Here is a 23,496-nt window from a genome sequence, read left to right on the forward strand (position 1 = left end):
AAAGTTGTTAATTTAGCTGTTAAATTAAGTCTTATACAGAGTATGTATAAAAGCTTTAATGTACTCTACCCATTGGAATATCTAATTTAAATAAAGTTTTAAAAAACCCCCCTATGTATAAGGGGTCAAATAGGTTTTTGTATACAAACTCTGTATACAAAAACCTATTATTTACATATATTATATTCTTAATAATTTCATATGTCAAATATGTAAACCACTAAAAATCTATTTCTACAATCCAACTAATATTTCCATCTTTATTTACTCGCTTTAATTTTCCTATTTCAATACTAATTTCATCTGTATTCATTATATTGAAAACATTATTTAGTTTCTTTTCAATGCTTTTTATCTTCTTATCTAATTCTTCCCTCTCAGCTTTTAGTTCATTTAATTCTTTAAAAAAACTTTTAGCCTTTATTATAAGAGCCTGATTTGAAAAAGAAGAAGCATCTGAATGTAATATTGGTGTTGGATAAAAACCATCAGTTATATCAAATTTACAATCACATACATCAACATAATTTGTATCTTTCAAGTATTCCTTAATCTTTTTACAAGATATTGGTCTTTCAGGTGCTCTTGAAATATATTTTTCAGTTATATTATAGCTATAATTGTCTAAGTTAGACATATAAAAATGTAAAAATTCTATACCTTTGTCTATGAAAACAAAGTTATACAAAAGTATTAACCTATCAAAATGACTAAGACTTCTCTTATTAAGTCCTAAAAGTATAATCCTTTTTATTACTTCACAATTTTTAATTACCTTATAAGCCTCTGGATATTTTTCCTTTATATTTTCTATCCATTCAGAAGACTTTTCTATTTCCAATATAAATGTGTTTTTTACAACATCAGATATATCATCCAAATCTAAAAATGTACTTCTTTTTTTAGTTATAGGATGAATGCCTAATGGTAATTTGATACAGTTTTCTGTCTCGACTAAAACAGTCTCCCTTGGTTTGATTTCAACAATACAATTTTTAACATCTACATTTTTTATAATTTCTTCAGCTAATTTGTTTAATATTTTCACACTATAAAAATCATCGAAAAATACCCAAACGTGATATCCTTTTTTTCCACTAAACTCTATGTACCCTGTATATCCTTTATTTTTTAAAGTTATTTTTATGTCCTTTGCAATGTTATATGCCTCTTCTAAATTATCTTTGCAATCTATATCAAAAACTAAAACATTACTTGTACCATTTATCTTTTCTAATTTAATGGATACTATTATATTTCCATTTAAATGTTGTTTTATTATATTATCTTCAATCTTATTATTTATTTTTAAATACTCGTTTAATTTTTCATCAAAAACATAATAAAAATTATTACCATTATCAAATATACATCTAAATTTAGAAAAATACTCTAATTTTGCTTTAACTTCAAGATATAATTCTTCAAATCTTGCAGCTGCACTAAATTGATTTTGTTCAACCAATTCCTCTATAACTTGTTCTTTCTCTTTATGTTTCGAAACTACTTCTATTAATTTTGCAAATTCTATTCCCAAAGTTTTTTCTGCATTATTTATTATTTTTTCAATGATATTAGAACTGATTATATTAAAATCTATTTTTGTTATTAGTTCAATAAATCTTTGCTTATTACAATGTTTTATACTATTTACAAGACCAATAAAATCGTCACTATCTTCCGCAAAATACCCTCTTGCATCTATTTCGTTTATTTTTTTATTATCCATATATTTCATCACCTTACATTCAGAAATATTGATAACGTACCCTAAAAAATCAAAACTATCTCCCTTTGTTATTATTTTTGTCTTGGAACTTGATAATTTTAAATCCAATAAATTCAACTTTTCGCTAATTATATCCAATATATTTTTATTACATAAAAACAGCATATCATCACAAAATCTAAAATATTTTACCTCTTTATAATTTGAAAAATATTCATCAAAATCTATCAAATAAATATTAGATAAAATAGGACTTAATGGACTACCTAAGGCTATTCCTCCATTTTTTAGTATCATTTGTTCATCAATTAATATTTTCTTAATCTTGTTTATGTAATAATTTTCTAATTTACTTTTTTCTAATATTTTAATTAGCTTTTCTATATTTATAGAACCAAAATAATCCTCAATATCACATTTTATTACGTATTCAAATTTATTCACATTATTTATAACATCTTTTATTGCATCTCTTGCAGATCTACCTTTTATAAACGAATAAACACACTCATTAAAAATAAATGTTTTTTCTAATTTCTTTTTTAACTTTATTCTTTCAATTTTTTCTTTTTCATCATAAATAATGATTTTTCTTTGTTTATTTTTTCTAAACAAACTAAAACATTTCATATAATAAACTTATCCTTTTTATCCCCCTTGCCATAATCATAAATTAATCTCTTATTTATACAGCCTTCACACATATAATATATTCGTATGCTTTTGGTAAGCTCATCCACATTACCCGCATTATAGGCATATGTTATATAACTCCTATATAGTTTTTCAATATCCTGCAACATCTTATTATGAACATCTTGAGGTAATTCAAACTCAAAGAGGCTATATTGCACTCTTTGAGCATAATTTTCTAAAATCTTACTTAACCTATTTCTATATCTATTATTCGTAATATCATATGCAACAATTCCCTTTATCACTTTCTCATCATAGGCTTAAAATCACCCTCACCTAAAATATACTTTTTTATTTGCAAAACTTGTTCCTTTATATCTTCATCTATTTTAGTAGATTCTGTTCTAAACTTACTTATATACTTTCTAAATGCAGTATCGGTTAGAAATATTCCTTCTTCCCTTTTTTCAAAATCTTCTATAACTATTTCTTTGCGTCTTAAAATCTTTAATACAAATGCATCACAGAAATATTGTCTAAATGGTTCTATCAAATCAAGTGCTAATGATTCTCTACCATATTTAATACTATGTAAAAAACCTATATTACCATCAAGCCCACTCCTGTCTAATTCTGATATCAATTTATTTAATAAAAGCATATAGGTTAAACTTAACAATGCATTCACTTCATCCTTTGGCGGCCTTCTATTTCTTCCATCAAAAACAAAATTACTTGGTATTAAAGATTTAAAATTATCAAAATATATTTTACTTGCAATTCCCTCATACCCCATTATATTTTCTACATCCTTTGCAGTATCTATTTTCTTCATTTGCTCTAATAAATTCATTTCGCTAATATTATATTTTTTTAAAAGCATATATTGATTCCAAATCTTTGCCTTTACTATTTTCTTTGCAATATCTATTCTTTTTAGCTTGTCCTTCCATACTTCATATTGTGATAACTTAAGGTATATATTTTTTGAATTAATGCTTGATACCTTCCCCTTCAATTTACCTGTATAAGATAAGAAAAGAACATCAACACCATATTCAAAAGCCAAATTTAAAGCCTGAGAGGTAATCTGTTGATTTCCAAATAGTAGAATTTTATCTATCTTAAAAACCGGGATGCTGTCTATTTTCAACCCTGCCTTTGTTATTAAAATTTGTTGATCAAGTTTTTTTAAAGTACACCCTTGTTCTATAACATATAAATCCTCCATAAAATCACCCAAATTTTCTAATCAGCTCAACAATAAAAATTTGTCGAGCTGATTTTTTTAATCTTTCTTCGCAAAGTATAAAATCACAAAAAACAATATAATGCCAACTGGCCCTATGCTTGCTAAAAATAAAAACAAAATAATCCATCCCCAGGGAACATTATCTGAACTGCTATTTTGAATTTTTTTATTCTCATTATATAATGTATATATAGAACTATCTGTAGTTGATGTGGATTGTACATTTTTATTTTCATTATTTACATAAGAGTTTGTTTCTTTTGGTGTAATATCCTTCTTTTCATTTAAATTTTGTTTTTCATATTCTTTATTTTCTTTATTGCTATTCTTAAATAAAATATCCTTTAAAAATTCATATCTTTCCTTTGCACCCTCATCATTTGTAATAAAATAAATAATCTTCCAGCAATAGTACAAACCAAATACTAATTCTGTTTCATCATAAAACTTTAATTCATTTATAATTTGATTAATTAGATATGCTTTTATTTCTTCCCTTTCCTCTGCTGATTCAATTAATTCTTTAACATATATTCCTACTCTGCCTTCACATTCATTAATTGATGTTTGAGTTATTGCATTATGTTTTATTAACAATAATCTATAGTCTATTAAATTAAAATCATTAAGTTCAAGCTTTGACATATCACTTAATATTCTATTTGCTTCTGTTTTTTTATTTTTAAATATATAAACAAAATATAACTTTTCATATATGTAAAAATCCTTTTCTATCTCTAATGCCTTTTTAAAATAAAACTCTGCTCTTTCAAGATTTTCTGTAACTTCAAAACATACTCCTAACATAAAATAAATTAAAGCGGAATTGTTTATATAATTAAGTGCCTTTTGCAAAACCTCCGTTGCTTCTTCTATTCGCCCATCCTTAGAATAGACCTCTGCTAATTTTACCCATATTCTTTCATCATCTGGTTTTATAAAAGTCATCCTTTTTAATTTACCTATTGCTTCTTCATACTCCTCTAACTCAATTAACTCCTCTACTTTCTGAAGGGTTTCTAAAAACTCATCTCCATATTCTAATTGAAAATCGTACTCCCTTCTCTTTTCAGGATTACTTAATATTTCATATGCCTCCCTTATTCTTTTAAAATTTTCCTCATCCCTTTCAGGATGATATTTTCTTAAAAGTCTTGCATAGGCCTTTTTAATTTCTCCTGAAGACGCCCCTTTATTTATTTGTAGAATTTCATAATAGTTTTGCATCTAAATTCCACCACCTATTATTCTTTTTATCTTATTATTAAAGAAAATACTTCTTGTATCTATCATATTTGCATATTCTTTTGCCTCAACTTGTCCCTTTTCGTACAACAAAAGAGCCAAGTCATAAAGTGCCTCATCATAATAACATCCATATTTGAATTCTCTTACATATTCCTTATAATAGACTACAGCATCATCTCTTTTTAAATCTTTAGAAACCTTTGCCAACAAAAACAAAGTATGTTGCTTTATATAACTATTACTTGTAAATTCATAGGCAAGTTTAAAATAATTATATGCCTCGTCATATCGTCTATTTTTATACACCTTTAATCCATTCTTATAAAGACTACTTTCCAATTGACTTCCAAGTACATCCTTTAACCTTTTAGAAGAATCATCTTCTATGTATTTATAGACTATCTGTTTCTCCTGTGGTAAATCCCTATAAACAACTTCTGTTTTTGAGTTTGATTTTACTATATAAGCACCAACTAATACTGATGGGATAATTAATGATGTAAATAATATACTCTTTATTTTAAAGTTTAGATGTTGTATATATTTATCAAAATCAATATCAAAACCTAAAGATTTTATTTCCTCATTAACCCTTCTAAATTCTTTAAATCTTCTACGTTTAAAAAGACATACCATAAAAAGCTTAAAACCACTTATTGTCATAAATCCTTTATTGTAGTAAAACTCTAATATCTTCTGGGCATATCTATAATCTTTTTTATTTGCTAATTCTAATGCTCTATTAAAATCCTTTATATATTCCTTTATTAACCAAAACTCTTTTAATATTTTTTTTGCAACTTCATCTCCATTTGCGTCAAAATTGTAATTGAAAATTGCATATGCCTCTTCAAAATACTCATAAAAGATTAATAATACACCTGCAGCATTCAAAGCTGCAGGGTTTTCTTTATCCTTTATTAAATTTAAAATTCTATTATAGCTTTTGGAGTCCATATTATCTCCCCCTAATCTATATCAAAAAGTAGGTCTATTATTTCTCCTTCAATTTCATTTGCCATATCCTCATCATCTTGTATTATGTATTGTTTTAGTTCATTTAATAGTCTCATTAGCTCTTTCTTAATTTCTGATTCACCTAAGGTATTCAACCTCTTTTCTGCACCTTCAATTGTCATTTTATACTTTTTATATAGATTACACTCTTTATAATTATCCAAAACAGCAGCTACTTCATTTTGAACTACATCCTGCATATTAATTGCTCTTTTTATTTCTATTTGTCTTCTATGTCCTGTACTTAAAACCTCTGCTACGGCTTTTATATTTCCATTTATATCGTAGCTATATTCAATTTTAATAGCTTCTTCTCCCTTTGGTCTTGCAGGTATATTGTCCAACATAAACTGTCCAATCAATGTTGCATCCTTTGCCCATATACAGTTATTATCTAATGTTTGATATATATCTATATTCATTTCTGTTTGATAATCTATAGCAGTTTTATATATTTGACTTCTTGTTATAGGAACTGTTGAATTCCTTTCGATTATAGTGCTTAAAATTCCTGCAACTTCCATTCCATTTACCTCTGTTACGCAAGAAGTTCCTAAATTAAACGGACAAACATCCGTTATAACTAAGCTATTTTCCTCTGATATTACACCAGCTTTAATTGCTGCTTGAATTGCCGCACCCATACATACAGCTTCATCTGGATTTATTTCAGTTCTTATATTCTTATTTAATTTATTCTTCACATAATTTCTTACAACAGGAATTCTGGTGGTTCCTCCAACCATTAGAACAAAATCTATATCTTCATAAGTTAATCCCTTATCCTTTAGTGCTTTATCTATAACAACCCCAGATTTTTCAACCAAATCCATAACTTCATCTTCAAATTCCCTTCTTGTTATATTTATCTGTGTATTAACTAACTTTCCATTTAAAACTATGTTTTCTAAAGTTACTGTAGTTTCATTCACAAAGGAAAGGTCTATCTTTGCCCTTTCAGCAGCCTCCTTAAGCTTGGATAAAACTATCAGGTTATTCCTATCTAAATTAACTCCATTTTTTTCGTAAACTTTTCTTGTTATAATATTCATCATCTTTTCATCAAAATCTTTTCCACCAAGCTTTGTGTCCCCATAGGATGTTTCAACGTCTAATATTCCTTCAAACATCTTTAATACAGTTACATCTAATGTTCCACCACCAAAATCATAAACAAGAACACGCATATCCTTGTCCATATTTCTTATACCAAAAGCCATAGCTGCTGCTGTTGGTTCATTTATAATTCTTTCACATTTTAAACCTGCAATTTTTGCGGCAAGCATAGTGGCTTGTCTTTGGTTATCATCAAAATTTGCTGGAACAGTTATAACTGCCTCTTCTATTGTTTCGTTTAGATATTCCTCTGCACATCTTTTTAAATAACCCAGCAAAAGTGCTGATACTTCCTCAGGTCTATATTCTCTCCCACCAAGCTTTACGCTTTCATCTGTTCCCATAAGCCTTTTAAATTCTCTAACAGTATCCTGCGGTCTACCTATATATTGGCTTTTTGCATCCTCACCAAATATCATCTCTCCATCTGTGCTTATACCTACATAGGATGGAGTTATTCTGTTTCCCTTATCATTTGGTATAACGATTACCTTACCATCTTTATAAACTGCTATTTCACTTGTTGATGTTCCTAAATCTATTCCTATTACCGCCATCTATATTTCCTCCTTATTTAAATTTGTTATTACCTGAGCCTTTCTTATTATTTCTCCTTTAAAATTAATACCAACCTTTAATACATCTAATATTATTTCATTTCCAAAGCCAGTCACCTCCTGAGTTGCTATTATTTCGTGTAGTTTTGTTTGATATTTTTGATTTTTAGGGTTGTCTATAAATATTCCTACTTTTTTCATTTCAATCTCAATCTTTTCCAAAATACTTTGTATGTAATCTAAAATTTCTGGAGATTGTTCTTTAGAAAACCTATGCATTTCCCAAATAAAATCAAATATTCTTATATATCCCTTAACCATTTCATTTATTTGATTTGTATGTTCCTTTAATTGTTCATTTAAGTTAGATATCTCATCAAGTTTGTAGTAAATTGTGTCAGTCTTTTGTATGTTTTTCTTTATCATTTTAGATATTTCTGCACTTTCTCTAAGGGATGCATTTAATTGAAATATTGAAGCCTCTTCTTCATCAAAACTTAACTGTGATATTTTATACAGTTCACTTAATATATCCAAATTTGTCACCTCCCACATTTTTAATTAAACCACCATCTGAAAATATTTTTATTGCACAAGTTGTATTTTAAAAAAACAAGCATCCTTAAAAAATTAAGGATGCTTGTCTTGAATAAAAAAATAGCCCCATAACTGGAGCTATCAATCCCTTCAAGCAGGTCACATTAATTTCTATATATGTCAAACACAGTTTCAAATGAACTTTAACCTAAAGCCTCCTCAATCAATCCCATATGTGTTTCATAGGCAATAATTATCTTGTTTACCTCCTCAAAATCTGTTTCAAAATACAAATTCTTAACGCTATCTAAATAGTAGTTGGCAATTGCATCATTTATAAATCCAAAATAATCATATATGCAGTATCCGTTTAAATCCTCAAAACTCTCTTCATCTATTAAATACAGTATCTGCCTCCTGTATTCTCTAAATACCTCTTCAACCTGCTTTATTAACCTTTCCTTAGCCTTTTCCTTATTTGAAATTCCAGAAAAAACAACCGCTATTGCTGTAAATATAGCAATAGGTGGAAAAACATTGGCAAGTGCATAGGTTAGCGTATGCCAACCTGCTGCAAGACCAAGCGTTCCTACTACAGCTGATGTTATTCCTGTTATAAATATCTGACCTGTAGAGTCAATTTGAAATTTTATTTTGTTTTCTTTTATTCTATTTATTATTTTTTTATCCCTTTCGTATAAGGCATTTATATGCAAATTTATTTTTTTGTTCCATTCATCTAAAATAAAATTAAATGTCTGTTCTAAAATATTATTTAGATTGTTTGCAACATCCTTATGCTCCATATTTTCATCAAGCAGTCTCTCTAATAACATTCTATTATCAAAATCCTTAATATCTATGCTTTTATTTATATTAGCTATTTCAAAGGTTTTATTTAAAATATTCTTGCCCTTGTTTAAAACTACCGCACCTTTAGAAGCTACATCCTTTAATCCTTGATACCATACAAACTCTCTATTTATTTGCTCAATAATTTTATCCATTCTCTCCTTTAAAAAAGCATCTATCCTTTGCATCATAAAAAGAGAGGCTTCTTGATGTATCTCTTTAGATAGCCTCATTATCTCTCTTTCTCTTAGTCCTATATCCACCAATATCTTTCTATAATGGTTTATTGATTCAAGGCATATAATCTTTTGTTTATAGAGCTCTATCTTTTTCTCATATTCATTTGAATTATAGATTTTACTTATAGATTCTCTAAACTGGTTTTCTACTACCTCAAAGGTTTCTTTGTCTAACTCTTTAAAGGAATCAAGGTTTAAAATTCTATCATCAATATTCATATTTTAAATCACCCTCTAAATTAATATCCTTTGCCTTTAATATATATTTTTTCAAAAGGTCACCAGATGTTTTTATCTTTTCATAGGCCTTATCAGGCTTTTCTATTGCATATCTTACTGCAATTGTTGCACCAATTGACGCAATACAAGAAATCCACAAAGGGCCTCCAATCAAACTTGATATTGCAATTGAAGTACCTGATATAATTGCACCTTTTCCCGCTGATTTTAATGTCTGTATCTTTTGGTCAGAATCCTTAACTACATTTATGAGTTTGTAGGCTGCAAATGGAAAAAGTATTGGGTTTAGGGCAGAAATTGAGGATATTAGATAGGCTGCAGATAGTTCTGATAGCCTTTCTTCATCCTTTGTTTTAGAAAAAAACATAAGAGAAGATATGCCTAATAGCCCTCCTACAAGTTCTGGCCCATTAAATGTCAAGGTATCCTTCAGCATAGTCTTTGAAAATCCAAATTTCTTAGCTATTTCTGCAAGCTTATTAAACTCATCTGGTGTAAAGCTTATAAATGGGTTTATTCCTGATACCGACATAGCGTCTCTAAAAAGGTGCTCTGTTGCCTCAGAAAGCTCCTTAAAGAAGGAATCATTTTCCGATACATCCTTTACAGCCCTCAATGCTCCAAAGATGGTATGCTGACCATCTACTAAATGGTGAAGGCTTGAACCTCCAACACGTGTTAAATTATATACACTGTCTATGGCTCTATCATAGGCATCAAAATTTTTATTAAAATACCCTGCAAAAAGATGTGCTATTAAGTCCTCCTGGGCTGTTAAAACTGTGTTTAAATTATATGATTTATTCTTTAAACTCTCCCCTAATTCAAATCTTTCCCTTATTAATCTATCCATATTAACCTTCCCCATTATATATTTTTAACCAATCTTCAAGCCTATTTTTAAACTCATCCCTCAAATCTTTTGGTTCTAATATTATGCAGGAGGGACCAAGTGTCCTTACCCATCTTTTAAAAAGATTTAAGTCATATACCTTCGTTTTTATATCTATATATCCTTGTCCATTATCAATTTCAATTATATTTCTTCTTGATAAATACCTAATTGCTCTATCCTTTGCATTTTTCTCATCAAAAACTCTTATTTTTACAATTTCATATTTTTCTTTATAATTTCTAATTTTATTAATACTACAATCTAATATATGTATATCCTTTATGTTATCTAGTCTGATGTAATTTATACCCTTATTTAGATATTTTAAATACCAATTATCAGTATCATTATCATAAATTAGACACATAGGGGAAGCAAACTTTATTACTTTATTTTTCTTTATTATATTTATCTTTCTTTTATTTTTTATTGCACAAAAGATTTTATTAATTATATATATATTAATTTCAAATATATCATTATAGTGTTTAATTAACCTTCTGTCTTTTAAAATGTTGTAGTTGTTTTTAAATTCACTCTCTAATTTTTGAGTTATCTTGTTTTTTATATCCATTAAAAAATCTTTATCACTATCCTTTAAAAGTTCATATAAGCTAAATCTTTCATATCCACTCAATATGTCTATAGATTTTATATCATCGATCCATATTTCAATTATTGTATCATCATGAAGTAATTTTCTATATTCTTCTACATATCCATCCTCAAAATCTTCAATTTCCAATAATTTTTCATCTATTTCTTCTTTATCACCTGCATATAACTTAACTTCCCAAAAATCTAATATACTAGACTTCGCCTTTAAATCAAAGGCAATAATATCCTTTATAACATCTATATCAACCTCTAATTCTTCTGATAACTCTTTTATTGATTTTGCACAGTCATATAAAGAAGCTAAAATCCTAAGCATTGTAGTTATTTTATCCATTTAAATCATACCTTTCTAATGTTTCTTTTATTTCTTTATAAATTTCATCTCTTAACTTTATTGGTTCAATAACATAAGCACTTTTTCCAAAACTTTTTACCCAATTTTTAAACTCTTTAAAACCAACAACTGTATCTTTTAATATATATCTTTTTTCTTCTTCTATTATTTGTGCTGTTTTTTTCTTTTTTAAATATCTTTCTAACTTTCTTTTTATGAATGGATATTTTTCAAAATGTATTTCAACACAAAATGGCTTTTCAATACTTATTCCAAAATTATATTTAAAATCTTCTTTATTAAACTCTGACAATCCACCATCTACAACTTGAATATCTGTAATCTTATCTATTCTATACATATTGTAATTGTTTTCTTTTTCAACTAAATAATATAAATCCTTATCTTCCGAATAAATTATTCCTGCTGGATTTATAACTATGTCCTTTATTCCTGTTCTAAATCTATATTTAATTTTTAAGGATTTTTCATTTAGAATTGCCTTTTCTATTTCTTTAACTATAAAGCTGTCATAATAGCTGATTCTTTTTCTGGGTGGAATAACCTTTATACAAGTATCTTCTATATTTAATCTTCTAGCTATTTTTTCGCCTATTAAATCTAAAACATATCCCTTATAATGAAAATGTTTCATAACTTCTAGGTAAATATATAATATTTGAAGCTGGTCATCTGTTAAAATGTCTAAAGGATTTTCTGCTAATTTTATCTTACCATTTTGTTCTATTATATACCCATTTGATATTAGTTGTTTTATCATAGATTGTATTGATGCTGGTGACTCCTCAAATACTCTACTACATTCATCAACAAAATCCTTTCTTTTGATAAATCTAGATCTTTTGGATAGATACTCTAGTATTGTTGCCATCTTAAAATCTCTATAATTTAATTTGTAATCTATATTAACCATATTATCTGGAACTTTTTCAACTACATATTTACCTTTGGTTGAGGTAATTTTATATCCTAATTCATTAAATTCCTTAACAAAATCCTGTATTCTCCTTTTTTTAAACCCAAACATGTCCCCTATCTCTTCAGCTGAGTATTTACCTGGATTTGTTATTATAAAATATAATATTCTTGATTTTATAACACCTAAACTTTCATCATCTCTTCTTTGCCTCATATTATCCTCCTTTTAAAAATAGCTAAAGCAAACGCTTTAGCTATTTTTACTATGGATTTCATATAATCTATTTGTGTAAGCAAATACATATTTTATTTCATCATATGTTAAATCTTTAAAAATCTCATTTTTTATTACATATTCTTTATCTTTTTCTATACACAATACATTTTTTATAAAATCATTAAAATTTTTAACTAAGCTTTCTCCTCCACCAAAGATCTCTAAATTATTTTTATAAGCTGCAATATGTAATAGCCTTAGAAACTTCTGTTTTTTTTCATATTCATTCTTTTCTTGGATATCTGCAATTTCAATAAAATCTAAAATATACTTTATAAAATTTGAATCTCTTTTTACATTAAAATTTTCTTTTATTTCATTCATTAAATTTTCTGACCTATCTATAAGTTCCCTTTTTATCATATTTATCACCTTTATTAATTTTATGGTTTCTTATATATCTCTTTTAATTTTTGAACATTTTTTCTTATATTTTCATCAGAATGAATCTCATAATCTTGTGCAACATCTTTTGGTAGTCTATTCTTAAGATTGTTTAGTTGAGAAGGCCATTTTAAAAAATCTATTCCTACACACCTTGCCTTAACAGTTCCATAATTACATGGCTTACCATATCCTAATTTAAAATATAAATCCTCTCCAAGTCCAAGTGAAAAGCATAAAAGTTTATACTGTTCCTCTGTTATATCTTCAAAAAACACTTGACCTTTAAATATAGAACCAACACCAGCAACTTCAATAGGAATAGTTCCTGTCTTCACTTCTCTAGAATTTAAATAAAACTTATACCCTTTATATTTATTATCTTTTAAACATGTATTTTCTGATGGTTTAAAAAGTTTAGGTATATTCTTGTATTCCATATTACCTTTTTGCATGATAAAGTCTGTAAATCTTACCCTGCTTTTTAGAGAATATTTACCTGAAGCATATCCAAATGTTTGACATATTATACAATTATTTTTCATATCATTTTTTTCTTTACTAAATTCTTTATTATACCCTTTAACACAACTATTAGAAACTATTTCTGCAATAGTCCTAACACACCCCTTTAAACTTGTTCCAGGAATAATAGGATTGTTATTATATTTTATAAACTCCTTATAAATAAACTCATCTTTTTCTCCTAATTTTCCTGACCATATATGAAGTGGTGTAACAACTTCTAATTCTACTTCCATTCTTCCAGATATTTTAGGTTGATCTTTATAATTAAAACTTTTATAAGGAAGAACCTGAATAAATTCAAATGGCTGATTCATTAAAATCACTCCTATTTAATTCATTGCTTGAGAATAAATCTATTCTACTAAGTAAATTTAAAATGTTTTCATATCCATTTATTTCTTTTTCTAAATATATACCTACTTTATTATATCCATTTGCATTTTGTGGGTTATTATAATATCTTAATTTTAATTTAAAATCCTTTACTTTCATCATTCCAAATCCTTTTGTAGTTAACCCTCCAAAAGTAATATAACCTTCATCTATTTCCTTAAATAACAATGCTATCGTTTTTATTTGCCATTTAAAAAAATTTGTAAGTTTGATTTTTCCTGTAAATTGTCCCCACTCTACATATTCCATATCAAATAGTGCTTTATCCTTTGCTGCACCTGTAACCCTATTTATCGCAACACATTTTCTTGTTCCTATTTTATAGTTTTCTGGATACGCATCACTAAAGCTAATTCTTGATCTTGTAGCTGTTGAACCAAATATTTTACAAGCAGGACACATCTTCTTATACAGTTCTTTTGCACTCTTATCCTTTGCATCTTTATTAGTAACACAAGGAGAATTTAAAATATCACAAGTTTCTTTTAAAATTTTCTCTGTTCTGCTTCTAAAAACCCCTTTTATACTTGTTCCTGGTAAAACAGGTGTTAAAACTCCATCTTTATAAACCTTTAAACAAACGTTGTCTGCAAGATTTGGGTCAAGTCCTGTTTCCTTTCCTGACTTAACAAACAAAGGACTTATTGTTTCTAATTTATATTCAATTATTGCTTCATTAATAAGCTTTTTAAACATATTACCACTCCTCTTTATAAACCTTTTGTTTTCTTTTTTCCTCTGATTCTTGTTTTAAATATTCAATTAGGTTACTTTTATCTACTTTGTATACACTATATTCGACAAGCTCAATATCACCAAGCCCAGCCGAAGTTTTGCCGCCTACCTTTATTTCTCCACTTTTTAGTAAACTTACAATTAATTTTGCAATCTCTATTTGCTTATCTTCTAAATTTTCAAAAGTCATTCTAAATTTAAATTTTGTTCCTGCAGAAACACATTCAAAGTTGTATTTTTTCCTATCTGCTGCAATTAACTTATCTCTATCTATTGCAACTCCATCTCTTGTATCAATATGTGCCTTATCTCCAACTATATAAGCATCATTTATATATATTTTTGAAGCAAAATGATTACTTCCAAATATTTTACATACGTCACATAAGTTATCATATATTTCCCTTGCTATCTTATCTGACACAATATTATCTTTTTGATCTTTATATTTTTCTTTTATATTTTTAACCTGCTCATCATTCAAACATGGTTTATTTACTATTAAACACCCTTTATATTTTTTATCTCCCAATGAAATACCTTCAAAAAAAGTCTTTCAATATAACTTCTTATTACACCCTTTAGTGAACTTCCAGGTATAAAGGGATTTCCATTCTTATCCTTTATAACTCCATTATCTACAGAAAGCGGATCAAAATCATTCTGTCCTTTTCCTATATGGATTGGCATTTTTGCTACAAGAATACCTTCAACAATGTACTTATTTTGAAATTTATCAAAAAGCATACTCTAACCTCCTCAGTCTTTGTTATATGTATAAACTGCCCAATATAAGTAACCAAAGTATTTACTAGCTATCTGTAATTTTTCCTTTTCTTCTTGTATATTATTTGTTAAATAATTTAAATGATTAAGTATTTTATTCGCAAATGTTACTGTTCCTATCCTTTCATCCCAACCATTTCTTTTTGCTTCTTTGTACTTTATATATAATTCAACTTCTTTAAAGCATTCAGCATTTTGAATTGCAGATGCAACTCCTCTTATATTTGATGAACCTACCTTGTTTCTTCTTTGCCAATATCCATTTTTATTACATAATTCTATTAATTCATTTACCTTTTCAATTATTTGTGCATTATTTGGCATTTTCAACACCTCCAAAGTAAAATCTAATTTTTCCAAATCCATTTAAATTTTCTTCACCAATTGTTAATTCACTAAAGTTATTTTTTATTTCTTCAAAATTCTTGCTACTTGAAATTATAAAAACACTTCCTTTAAGTATCTGATATACCGCTTCTTCTCTTGTATCTCCAACCATTGATGTATCATAGCCTCTATAGATATTAGTTTCTAAATATACCTTATCAATCTTAAAATCACTGTTTAAATTTAAAAGATTGGCTAATATGTTCTTGTATTCTTCAGTTGTTTTATATCCTTCTAAATTTTCTAGTTTTACCCTTGCATCTGTTTCAAGTAAAAGAGCAAAATAATTTAAGTTGTCTTTTTTGTTATTTACTTCTTTATATTTATTTGAAAACTTCTGCATATTTAAAAGTATTTTGTTTTTATCTTCCTTCAATTCTTTTTCTTTTTCTAATTTGCACCTACCAAAACCTACTGAAACATAACTTCCAACTCTTAAGTCATCAAAAAGATCTAATTCCGATTCTTCAATTCCTTGAATTTCACCAACAAAATACTCCTCTAAAACAGGCATTAGTGTGTAAAGCCTTCCATCCTTTGAAGTTTTAGTATATCTGTCAATTTCTACCCTTGTATAAATAGATTTTTTAGTCTTAAAGATTTTATTATCCAGACTAAATCCCTTTGTATATTCTAATCTTCCTTTACACGTTGGGCATCCATTTGCCTTGTTATATGTAAGACTATCTACTAAACTATGTTTTTCATCATTTTTGCAAACCATCTGTGACATAACAATTGGAGTTGTGCCTTGTGGGTAAAAAAATCCAAATTTTATGTCTGAAAATCTCTCACATATTCTCTTATATTTACACTTTTTACAGCTCTCCTTGTTTCTATAATGAACCCAATTTACTCTTTTTTGGCCATCTATTTCCTCTACTTCACCACTATAGGCTGTACAATGATTTAATATAACTCTTGCAAATGCTGCTCTAAGTACATTCCCTGGTATATAATCAATTGACTCAATGTAATTTGAGTTAAGTTTTTGTCCACCTATTATAAGTGGCGACAACATTTTAAGCTTTAGTCTCATACATCTGCCTCCCTCTTTTCAAGGCTTATTTTAACTCTTCCAAGACCTCTACTTTTATTTCCTCCTAAAGATTCAATCATCCTAAAAGCCATCTCTAAGTAATCTTTGTATTCTACTAAATCATCCTGAAGAAAAACTTTTACAGTACCTAAAAAATTGCCATCTTCAAGAATTTCTATACTTTTTAATGCTTTGTCTTTTGCATGTTTTGTATATCTATCTATTGCATTACCAAATCTTATTGATGTTTTTACCTCCCCATTACACTTTAAATCTTCAAAATATATCTTTGATGGGTTATATCCTTCAGAACCAAAGATTCTATTAGTTATTAGCTCTGCTTTTTCTTTCCCATGATAAGTATTTAAAATAGTATAAAAGTTATCTCTAACCTTACCCTTAATACTTGAAGCAGGAATATATGGTATCTTTTCTTTTCCCTTTACTTCTTTTACTATGTAACTATCTATAAATCCGTCCTCTTCAACACCATTTGAAATATGGAGAGGTGTTAAAATTTCAAGCTTTATATTATAGGTAATCTTTTTCATATTTACTCTCCTCCTATGTAATCATATAAGGTTACTATATCATTCCAAGGTGAAATCTTTTGACCATTTTTATTTAAAAGGCCTGTAAAAACTCCATTAGTTTTGTTATATATTTTACTTACATATTCTGTATATTTTTTAGAATGTCTTTCCTGTTGGTAAAGATAGAAAAGTTCAAACTCTATATTGTCTAAAGTATTTGCTGCATTTCTTAGCTTATATAATTGACTTCTGTCAATGTCCTTATCTTTTTTCATTTGTTTAATAACTGATATCACACTTTCAAAATCATCCTGGAATATTGGGAAAAGTCTATCATTTTCACTTAAATTAAAATCTATTGTATCGTTACTCTCTAAAACAACTACATCGATACTGCCTGTATTATGATTTGATTTTCTTGTAATCTTTTTTGCTGACTTTAACATATCTTGTGCTATATTAAACATGTTTTTTATTGGTGTATTATATTTAGAAATACAAACTCCAATTGACATTGTTATTTCTCCATTGAAGGCACTATCAAAGTTCTTTATTATTTTATTTGATATTTCAAGACTTCTTTCTGCTGGAACTATTATAAATACATCATCTCCACCCAATGCTATAACTTCAAACTTTGCATTTTCACCTAAAACTTCATAAATTGCCTGATATACAGACTCTCTTGTTATTTCATCTAGCCTTCTACTAAAATACATCAATTCAAAAGGATTTTTTATATTCATTACAACATTACCCATATTATTTCCGTCACCATAAATTACTGCAACATAACCCCTATTATCTTTTATATCACTCAAATTCTGTACATTTGGTAGTTTTACCTTATACATTTCTTCAAATTGACTTTTAAAAATACCTTTTACTTCTCTTCCTATTGTTGTTTTTCTATGACACGAACTACAAACATTTATATTTCCTTCACTTGATGCGATAACATAATGTGCATCTCTAACATTGCATAACTTACATTCTTTTTTGGGATCTGCTTTTCTTTTGAATTCTAATTTATATTCATTAATAACTTTTAATTCATTGGTTGGATTTATTGGATATATCTTAAGTTTCTTTCTTTCTTCTAACTTATCATTTAATTCCCTTGAAACAGCATTGAAATTATAAAAAAACTCATTTAAATTTGTTCTAATGTATTCAAATGCATTCATACATGTTAAAGTAACCTTAGTATACTCTTCTTCTAATATTTTACAAATCCTTTCTCCCTCACCCTCTGGCAATAGCAGAATTACATTTCCACCACCAGCATAAACTACACATTCTTCTATAAAGTTTTCTTTTATAATTTCTTTAGTTCTGTTTATATTAAGATAATCTATTATATAACTACCGCCTCTTATATCCTTTATTTTGTCATTCTCAAGGAAGTACTTTTTTATTTTATATATAGATCCCTTAACAAGATCTACATTTATATCTTTGAAGGTATCATTTTTTTTCTTTTCTATCGAATCAATTATAAATTTTTTAAATTCATCATCACCTTTAAAAAAATCTTTATACCATTGATTTCTATCAATTTTTCCTTTAAAAGTTATGTATCTAATTAAAACATACATATTAAGCACATCATATAAAGATGGCATATTTGCTTTATTTTGATATGGAATATACATTAACGTTTCTAATTCTGATTCTCCTTCTCTAAACCTCTTTACCTTAGCATCATAATCCTTTACAATTTGTGGGCTCAAACACTTCATCTTATCCCTCCTTAATCTCATACTTACCTAATCCAAAGGTTGTGTTTTTTCCTATATGAACAAGTTCACCGGCTATAAGTAAATCCTTTATTAACTCTACATTTTCATTAAACTTTATTGTTCCTAAAACACCTCCTAAGGACATCTTGGTTTTTTGCCTGTTTGAATATCTTTTATTTTCTGTCCAGTATAAATCAGTTGATTCTATAAAGTTATCCACATTATCAACATCAATATCTACTGTTTTACCACTAACTGCATTCAATATAGCTATTCTTCTTTGCATAGCTATTATTAAATCTTTGCTATTTATTTCATCTGTTAATTTTCCTTGTTTTACAAATCTTAATGGCAAGATAAATTCTATTCCATCTATTGAACTTAATTCTCTTTTTCTTTTTTGTATATAATCCAATACTGTACTTGTTTTTATGTTTTCTTTAAAAAGTACACCATCTTTAAATATTGGCTTATTTTCTTCATTTAATACTTCTAAAAGACTAAATTTTAGTCTGTTTTTACCAAGTCCCGTTTTACCTAAAGCATCAAAGGCATATATAATGTGTCCACCATAATTAAAAATGTTGTTAAACAAAAGAACTGAAAACTCTAAAATATCCTCTTGAAAAAACTCTTCCCTAAAATCAATACATTCTATAACCAATCCCGAATGTGAAGTTTGAACATTTTTCATAAAAGGAAGATTTGTTTCTATTTTAGGTGATAATATTCCATTTACAGCACATCTTTCATTTAATAGACAGTTGTTACAATTTGGTTTATCCTCTAAGCAAAATTTTTTCATTAAAACTTGTCCCATTCCACCCCTTAGGGCTGACATCTTGTATTTAGGTAACTTTCCGCACTTTTCAAACTTAATTCTAAAATTTAATTTCATATACTTTATATCAAACATCAAACCACTCCAAACCTTTTTTCTTTTAATTACTATTTTCTACAAAAGTGTATTAATTCCTTTAAACTAATATAAAATCTTTTTGAAATTTGTCAAAAATGCCTCAAAAGAGTAGTACATTAAATATTTTATAGGCATTATAAAATTGGAATTAATAGTAAAAGACTATGAATTAGAAATTCATAGTCTTCTGATGCAATTCTTTTAAATTAAGTTGTTTGTTTTGAATTATCAATCTTTACTATCTCTACATTTTTTATTTTTTTCAAAATTTCTTCTTCTTTAAGCTTTTTTAATCTTTGTTCTTCCTGATATTTTTCAACATACTGAATTAGTTTATCCATTGTAGTTGCTCTTCTATTCATTATTTCTATTAATTCCTCAATTTTCTTACCTCTATTTTCCATATTTTTATATAGCACAATGTTCTTTTTTAAAAAATCATTCAGTACATTATTTATATTATCAATACTTTGCTCCATCTTTTCAGTCAATTTATTTATTCTTACCTCTAATTGATCTATTTTTTTATCCAAATCAATGTAAATATTCTCTGCTTTATTTATTTTTTCTTGTACAATAGAGTCTGTTTCTTTATTTAATCTTTGAAGCTTTTCTAAATTTTCTTGGCTCAACGAACTCAAATCTTCAAAACTTCTATTTAAATTTTCAGGGAAATTATCTATTTTATTTATAATACTCCTTAGTAAGTCAAGTGTTTCTTTGGTCTCCTTATAAAGTTTAAGTTGTTTTAGGGAATCTTTTAATCCTTCTAATACATCATTAAATTTTTCAAAGGAATCAGAAATCGACATAACTTCTTCTTGTGTCTTTTCAAAGGTATCTAATAGTCTTAAAATATTATCTTCTTTTGTATTCATTTTAAACCCCGCCTTCTAATAATAATAGATCTATCCACGTTTTTATAGACTCTAATCTTTCTCTTGTTATAAAAGACATCGTTCTTGCAAAATTGCTTGCTGCATCAGAAAATTCTTCTATTCCATATTCCTTTATCATTTCTACTATATCTCTCATAACTTTATAAAGATCAACCTTATGAGCCTTCACATAATTATCTATAATTTTAAACTTTAATTCGCTTGCATATAAACCAGATAAAAGCATAGCTTTTACAACTTTAAAATGATTTTGTGCTTCACCATAATATCTTTCTGCATCTTTAAATTCGTGCATTAATAAAAGTCTATCTCCTGTAACTTCATATCCATCTTCATCAGCCTTACTTTTTACAAAACACCTTTGATATTCGTGCTCATAGTTTTTCTCTTTAAATATATCCATAGCCATTTGGAAAAGTCCATATTCTTCATATTCTAATGCTTTTCTATACATACTATCTAACGAAGATTTTTCAAAATTTTTAATTTCATCTTTTAAATCACTTATTTCAACACAATAGCTAATTATTTCTTTTATAATATTCATATCCAAATCATCTTCTAATATGTATAGATTAGTCCTTGCTCTTGTTATTGCAACGTAAAATAAATTAAAGTAATACCTATACTTTGAATCGTGCTTACCTAATCCATCTAATATATCTTGCCAATAATTTTTATACTCTGATAATATATTGTAGCAAAAAACAACGTCAAACTCTAAACCTTTAGCTTCTTGCACTGTAAAAACATTTACACCCGTTTTATATTTTTCTTCAATTTGTAACTTTATATCATCATTTGGCACAATTAGTACAGCATAATCTGTTTCTCTAATAAAATCTAATATTAATTTTAAATTTTCTTCATTTGATTTTGTTATTCTTGGATATCTTCCTTCTCGTATACTTACTTCAATAATATCATCACTTAAAAAGCCTATATATTTTCTTCTAATCTCAGTCATCTTATTTGCTAATCTTACAATTCCATCATAGCTCCTATAATTTTTTGACAACGTAACCTTTTCTGGATTTATCATATTCTTTATTAAACCATTTTCTAAACGTCCAAAATTAAAAAAGGTTGGATTTACAATTTGATGTACATCTCCTCCTAAAAATATGTTACTTTTATCCTTTAATAATTCAATTAACATTAATATTTGTAACTCCGTTAAATCTTGAATTTCATCAACTAAAATATAATCATATTTTTCAATTTCATTGTTTTTAATTTTTTTAAGAACTAATATAGCCAAATCATTTTCATCATAATATCCATTTTCATCTAACCAAGCTTGGTATTTTAAAGATAAGTCATATATATAATTCTTTTCATCTTCATTAAAAATAGAATAATCTGCTGGTAAACTCAAATATGTTTCTCTCTTTATCATTTTATCTATAAAATTATAATTTAAAAAATAATTTCTCAATTTTTCTATTTCCTGTATTAATTCCTGATTTTTATAACCCTTATCACAATAGTGCTTAATTATTTCTTGCATTGAAGATTTATTTATTTTGTATACATCATTATTTTTAGAAATAAAGTCATCACTAATTAAAGTCTCCATAGTCTCCTTTTTTAATATGTCTGTAGGTATTATACCATCTCTATTCCAATTTATACCCATAATTCCTTTTATTATACCTTTCAACTCAGTCCAAAAATCAATCGGGTGGATATAGTTTTTTGTATATTTAACAACATTATTGGTATACCATTTTTCAAATTTTTTGTAGGTTACTATTTTATCTTTACTTATGCCTAAAGTATTAATACAAAACCTTAGCAATTCATAAAACTCAACATCTGCTATAAACTCATCTGGTTTTATATTTTCAAAGATAATATTAGCACTTTCTTTTAGCTTATTTGTATAAGTAAAATATGCTATTTTATAGTTTGTGTTTTTATAACCAAGGAGCTTATATATCAAAACAGTTGTTTTTCCAGAACCTGCACTTCCTTTTAATATTGTTGTTCTATCATTTTTTACACATTTGTACTGTTCCCTATTTAAATAATATTTATATGTTTTTTTGTTTATTGATTCAATTAATTTTACATCTTCTTTGTTAATTAATTTCAAATAATCCTCGTCATCTAAAACTATTGAAATTTCATCTTCAATGTAAAATTTATATTTTTCATCTGATATGTTATCTTCATAAATATCATCTATATTTTCTTCATTCTCTTTTAATAAATCCCCTGCATATTCTTTGTATGCTATGTTATTAACTTTTATATTTTTTGCAACTCTCTCCTGTTCATCGTGTTTACATAAATCTATCAACACTATAGCATTCTTATAATCATCAACAATATCATCTATTTCTTTACCATATGTATAAAGCACTCTTTCATTTAAATTTATTCTGTACTTGTAAATATTGGTTGTTTTTCCTAATGATTTAAACTTTTTATGATGTGCCCCTTTTGCTACATCATTCAAAAAGTTTTCTTGTTTAGCTTTTGCTATATCATATATCTTTTTTATTTTCTTTGTATCAGACTCTTCTTGTAATTTTTTCATCATTCTTTCTGTAACTAATATCATTTATTATTCCTCCATACATTATTTGCGTCAAATTTTTTATAAAGTATGGCATATAAAATTTAAACTTTATGTATTTGTTAGTTATAAGATATGTTA

At 27.0% G+C, this 23,496-nt stretch carries 23 protein-coding genes; all 23 read right to left on the reverse strand.

Going from position 1 to position 23,496, the window contains the following annotated elements; translation table 11 throughout:
- Positions 1–220 precede the first annotated feature (220 nt).
- The 23 genes from JG776_RS07240 to JG776_RS07350 all read right to left on the reverse strand — a co-directional run bounded on the left by JG776_RS07240 (position 221) and on the right by JG776_RS07350 (position 23,400).
- A complete protein-coding gene (locus JG776_RS07240; RefSeq protein WP_291966110.1) occupies positions 221–2,344 on the reverse strand; it encodes a reverse transcriptase domain-containing protein in 2,124 nt (707 codons plus the stop codon).
- A gap of 11 nt (positions 2,345–2,355) precedes the next feature.
- The gene (gene cas2, locus JG776_RS07245) at positions 2,356–2,670 is read right to left on the reverse strand and encodes a CRISPR-associated endonuclease Cas2 (RefSeq protein WP_291966112.1); all 315 of its coding nucleotides are present in this window, start codon (positions 2,668–2,670) and stop codon (positions 2,356–2,358) included.
- Complete coding sequence (gene cas1, locus JG776_RS07250; protein ID WP_291966114.1) at positions 2,667–3,596, reverse strand: CRISPR-associated endonuclease Cas1; 930 nt, start codon at positions 3,594–3,596, stop codon at positions 2,667–2,669. The genes cas2 and cas1 overlap by 4 nt, the downstream gene beginning before the upstream one ends.
- Positions 3,597–3,653: 57 nt before the next feature.
- Positions 3,654–4,844 carry a DnaJ domain-containing protein gene (locus JG776_RS07255; RefSeq protein WP_291966116.1) on the reverse strand — a complete coding sequence of 397 codons (1,191 nt, stop codon included), beginning with the start codon at positions 4,842–4,844 and terminating at the stop codon, positions 3,654–3,656.
- Entirely contained in the window at positions 4,845–5,822 is a 978-nt protein-coding gene (locus tag JG776_RS07260; protein WP_291966119.1) for a hypothetical protein, read from the reverse strand. It abuts the gene before it with no gap.
- 11 nt (positions 5,823–5,833) lie between these two features.
- Entirely contained in the window at positions 5,834–7,555 is a 1,722-nt protein-coding gene (locus tag JG776_RS07265) for an Hsp70 family protein (RefSeq protein WP_291966121.1), read from the reverse strand.
- Entirely contained in the window at positions 7,556–8,092 is a 537-nt protein-coding gene (gene grpE, locus JG776_RS07270; protein ID WP_291966123.1) for a nucleotide exchange factor GrpE, read from the reverse strand.
- 203 nt (positions 8,093–8,295) lie between these two features.
- On the reverse strand, positions 8,296–9,402 hold the full coding sequence (locus JG776_RS07275) for a hypothetical protein (RefSeq protein ID WP_291966125.1): 1,107 nt from the start codon (positions 9,400–9,402) through the stop codon (positions 8,296–8,298).
- Positions 9,392–10,276, reverse strand: coding sequence for a hypothetical protein (locus tag JG776_RS07280; RefSeq protein ID WP_291966127.1), 885 nt, complete (start codon positions 10,274–10,276; stop codon positions 9,392–9,394). The genes JG776_RS07275 and JG776_RS07280 overlap by 11 nt, the downstream gene beginning before the upstream one ends.
- A 1-nt stretch (position 10,277) precedes the next feature.
- Positions 10,278–11,270: a WYL domain-containing protein gene (locus JG776_RS07285; protein WP_291966129.1), complete on the reverse strand. Its 993-nt coding sequence runs from the start codon at positions 11,268–11,270 to the stop codon at positions 10,278–10,280.
- Entirely contained in the window at positions 11,263–12,423 is a 1,161-nt protein-coding gene (locus tag JG776_RS07290; RefSeq protein WP_291966131.1) for a WYL domain-containing protein, read from the reverse strand. Before JG776_RS07290 ends, JG776_RS07285 begins: the two co-directional genes overlap by 8 nt.
- 36 nt (positions 12,424–12,459) lie before the next feature.
- Complete coding sequence (locus JG776_RS07295) at positions 12,460–12,849, reverse strand: hypothetical protein (protein ID WP_291966133.1); 390 nt, start codon at positions 12,847–12,849, stop codon at positions 12,460–12,462.
- A 20-nt stretch (positions 12,850–12,869) separates the two neighbouring features.
- Positions 12,870–13,712, reverse strand: a complete 843-nt coding sequence (locus tag JG776_RS07300; RefSeq protein ID WP_291966134.1) for an RAMP superfamily CRISPR-associated protein — start codon at positions 13,710–13,712, stop codon at positions 12,870–12,872.
- A complete protein-coding gene (csx7, locus tag JG776_RS07305; protein ID WP_291966136.1) occupies positions 13,696–14,487 on the reverse strand; it encodes a CRISPR-associated RAMP protein Csx7 in 792 nt (263 codons plus the stop codon). The genes JG776_RS07300 and csx7 overlap by 17 nt, the downstream gene beginning before the upstream one ends.
- Before the next feature lies 1 nt (position 14,488).
- On the reverse strand, positions 14,489–15,058 hold the full coding sequence (locus JG776_RS07310; protein ID WP_291966138.1) for an RAMP superfamily CRISPR-associated protein: 570 nt from the start codon (positions 15,056–15,058) through the stop codon (positions 14,489–14,491).
- Positions 15,028–15,273 (reverse strand): RAMP superfamily CRISPR-associated protein, encoded by a 246-nt coding sequence (locus tag JG776_RS07315; RefSeq protein ID WP_291966140.1) that lies wholly within the window; start codon positions 15,271–15,273, stop codon positions 15,028–15,030. The genes JG776_RS07310 and JG776_RS07315 overlap by 31 nt, the downstream gene beginning before the upstream one ends.
- A 12-nt stretch (positions 15,274–15,285) precedes the next feature.
- Positions 15,286–15,636 (reverse strand): hypothetical protein, encoded by a 351-nt coding sequence (locus JG776_RS07320; protein WP_291966142.1) that lies wholly within the window; start codon positions 15,634–15,636, stop codon positions 15,286–15,288.
- Positions 15,626–16,738, reverse strand: coding sequence for an RAMP superfamily CRISPR-associated protein (locus JG776_RS07325; RefSeq protein ID WP_291966144.1), 1,113 nt, complete (start codon positions 16,736–16,738; stop codon positions 15,626–15,628). Before JG776_RS07325 ends, JG776_RS07320 begins: the two co-directional genes overlap by 11 nt.
- Positions 16,735–17,289: an RAMP superfamily CRISPR-associated protein gene (locus JG776_RS07330; RefSeq protein WP_291966146.1), complete on the reverse strand. Its 555-nt coding sequence runs from the start codon at positions 17,287–17,289 to the stop codon at positions 16,735–16,737. Before JG776_RS07330 ends, JG776_RS07325 begins: the two co-directional genes overlap by 4 nt.
- A gap of 2 nt (positions 17,290–17,291) precedes the next feature.
- A complete protein-coding gene (locus JG776_RS07335) occupies positions 17,292–19,013 on the reverse strand; it encodes a hypothetical protein (RefSeq protein WP_291966149.1) in 1,722 nt (573 codons plus the stop codon).
- Between the two features lies 1 nt (position 19,014).
- Complete coding sequence (cas6, locus tag JG776_RS07340) at positions 19,015–19,929, reverse strand: CRISPR system precrRNA processing endoribonuclease RAMP protein Cas6 (protein ID WP_291966151.1); 915 nt, start codon at positions 19,927–19,929, stop codon at positions 19,015–19,017.
- A 209-nt stretch (positions 19,930–20,138) separates the two neighbouring features.
- Entirely contained in the window at positions 20,139–20,810 is a 672-nt protein-coding gene (locus tag JG776_RS07345) for a hypothetical protein (protein ID WP_291966153.1), read from the reverse strand.
- Position 20,811: 1 nt separating this feature from the next.
- Entirely contained in the window at positions 20,812–23,400 is a 2,589-nt protein-coding gene (locus JG776_RS07350; RefSeq protein ID WP_291966155.1) for a UvrD-helicase domain-containing protein, read from the reverse strand.
- Positions 23,401–23,496 lie beyond the last annotated feature (96 nt).

The sequence above is a fragment of the Caloramator sp. genome (assembly GCF_020054765.1).
Lineage (GTDB): Bacteria > Bacillota > Clostridia > Clostridiales > Caloramatoraceae > Thermobrachium > Thermobrachium proteoclasticum.

Bases quoted from the DNA above. Each gene is read 5' to 3' on its own strand.
- cas1 (WP_291966114.1), bottom strand. From the start codon at position 3,596: ATGGAGGATTTATATGTTATAGAACAAGGGTGTACTTTAAAAAAACTT.
- JG776_RS07255 (WP_291966116.1), bottom strand. From the start codon at position 4,844: ATGCAAAACTATTATGAAATTCTACAAATAAATAAAGGGGCGTCTTCA.
- JG776_RS07260 (WP_291966119.1), bottom strand. From the start codon at position 5,822: ATGGACTCCAAAAGCTATAATAGAATTTTAAATTTAATAAAGGATAAA.
- JG776_RS07265 (WP_291966121.1), bottom strand. From the start codon at position 7,555: ATGGCGGTAATAGGAATAGATTTAGGAACATCAACAAGTGAAATAGCA.
- JG776_RS07275 (WP_291966125.1), bottom strand. From the start codon at position 9,402: ATGAATATTGATGATAGAATTTTAAACCTTGATTCCTTTAAAGAGTTA.
- JG776_RS07280 (WP_291966127.1), bottom strand. From the start codon at position 10,276: ATGGATAGATTAATAAGGGAAAGATTTGAATTAGGGGAGAGTTTAAAG.
- JG776_RS07285 (WP_291966129.1), bottom strand. From the start codon at position 11,270: ATGGATAAAATAACTACAATGCTTAGGATTTTAGCTTCTTTATATGAC.
- JG776_RS07290 (WP_291966131.1), bottom strand. From the start codon at position 12,423: ATGAGGCAAAGAAGAGATGATGAAAGTTTAGGTGTTATAAAATCAAGA.
- JG776_RS07295 (WP_291966133.1), bottom strand. From the start codon at position 12,849: ATGATAAAAAGGGAACTTATAGATAGGTCAGAAAATTTAATGAATGAA.
- JG776_RS07300 (WP_291966134.1), bottom strand. From the start codon at position 13,712: ATGAATCAGCCATTTGAATTTATTCAGGTTCTTCCTTATAAAAGTTTT.
- csx7 (WP_291966136.1), bottom strand. From the start codon at position 14,487: ATGTTTAAAAAGCTTATTAATGAAGCAATAATTGAATATAAATTAGAA.
- JG776_RS07315 (WP_291966140.1), bottom strand. From the start codon at position 15,273: ATGCTTTTTGATAAATTTCAAAATAAGTACATTGTTGAAGGTATTCTT.
- JG776_RS07320 (WP_291966142.1), bottom strand. From the start codon at position 15,636: ATGCCAAATAATGCACAAATAATTGAAAAGGTAAATGAATTAATAGAA.
- JG776_RS07325 (WP_291966144.1), bottom strand. From the start codon at position 16,738: ATGAGACTAAAGCTTAAAATGTTGTCGCCACTTATAATAGGTGGACAA.
- JG776_RS07330 (WP_291966146.1), bottom strand. From the start codon at position 17,289: ATGAAAAAGATTACCTATAATATAAAGCTTGAAATTTTAACACCTCTC.
- JG776_RS07335 (WP_291966149.1), bottom strand. From the start codon at position 19,013: ATGAAGTGTTTGAGCCCACAAATTGTAAAGGATTATGATGCTAAGGTA.
- cas6 (WP_291966151.1), bottom strand. From the start codon at position 19,929: ATGTTTGATATAAAGTATATGAAATTAAATTTTAGAATTAAGTTTGAA.
- JG776_RS07345 (WP_291966153.1), bottom strand. From the start codon at position 20,810: ATGAATACAAAAGAAGATAATATTTTAAGACTATTAGATACCTTTGAA.
- JG776_RS07350 (WP_291966155.1), bottom strand. From the start codon at position 23,400: ATGATATTAGTTACAGAAAGAATGATGAAAAAATTACAAGAAGAGTCT.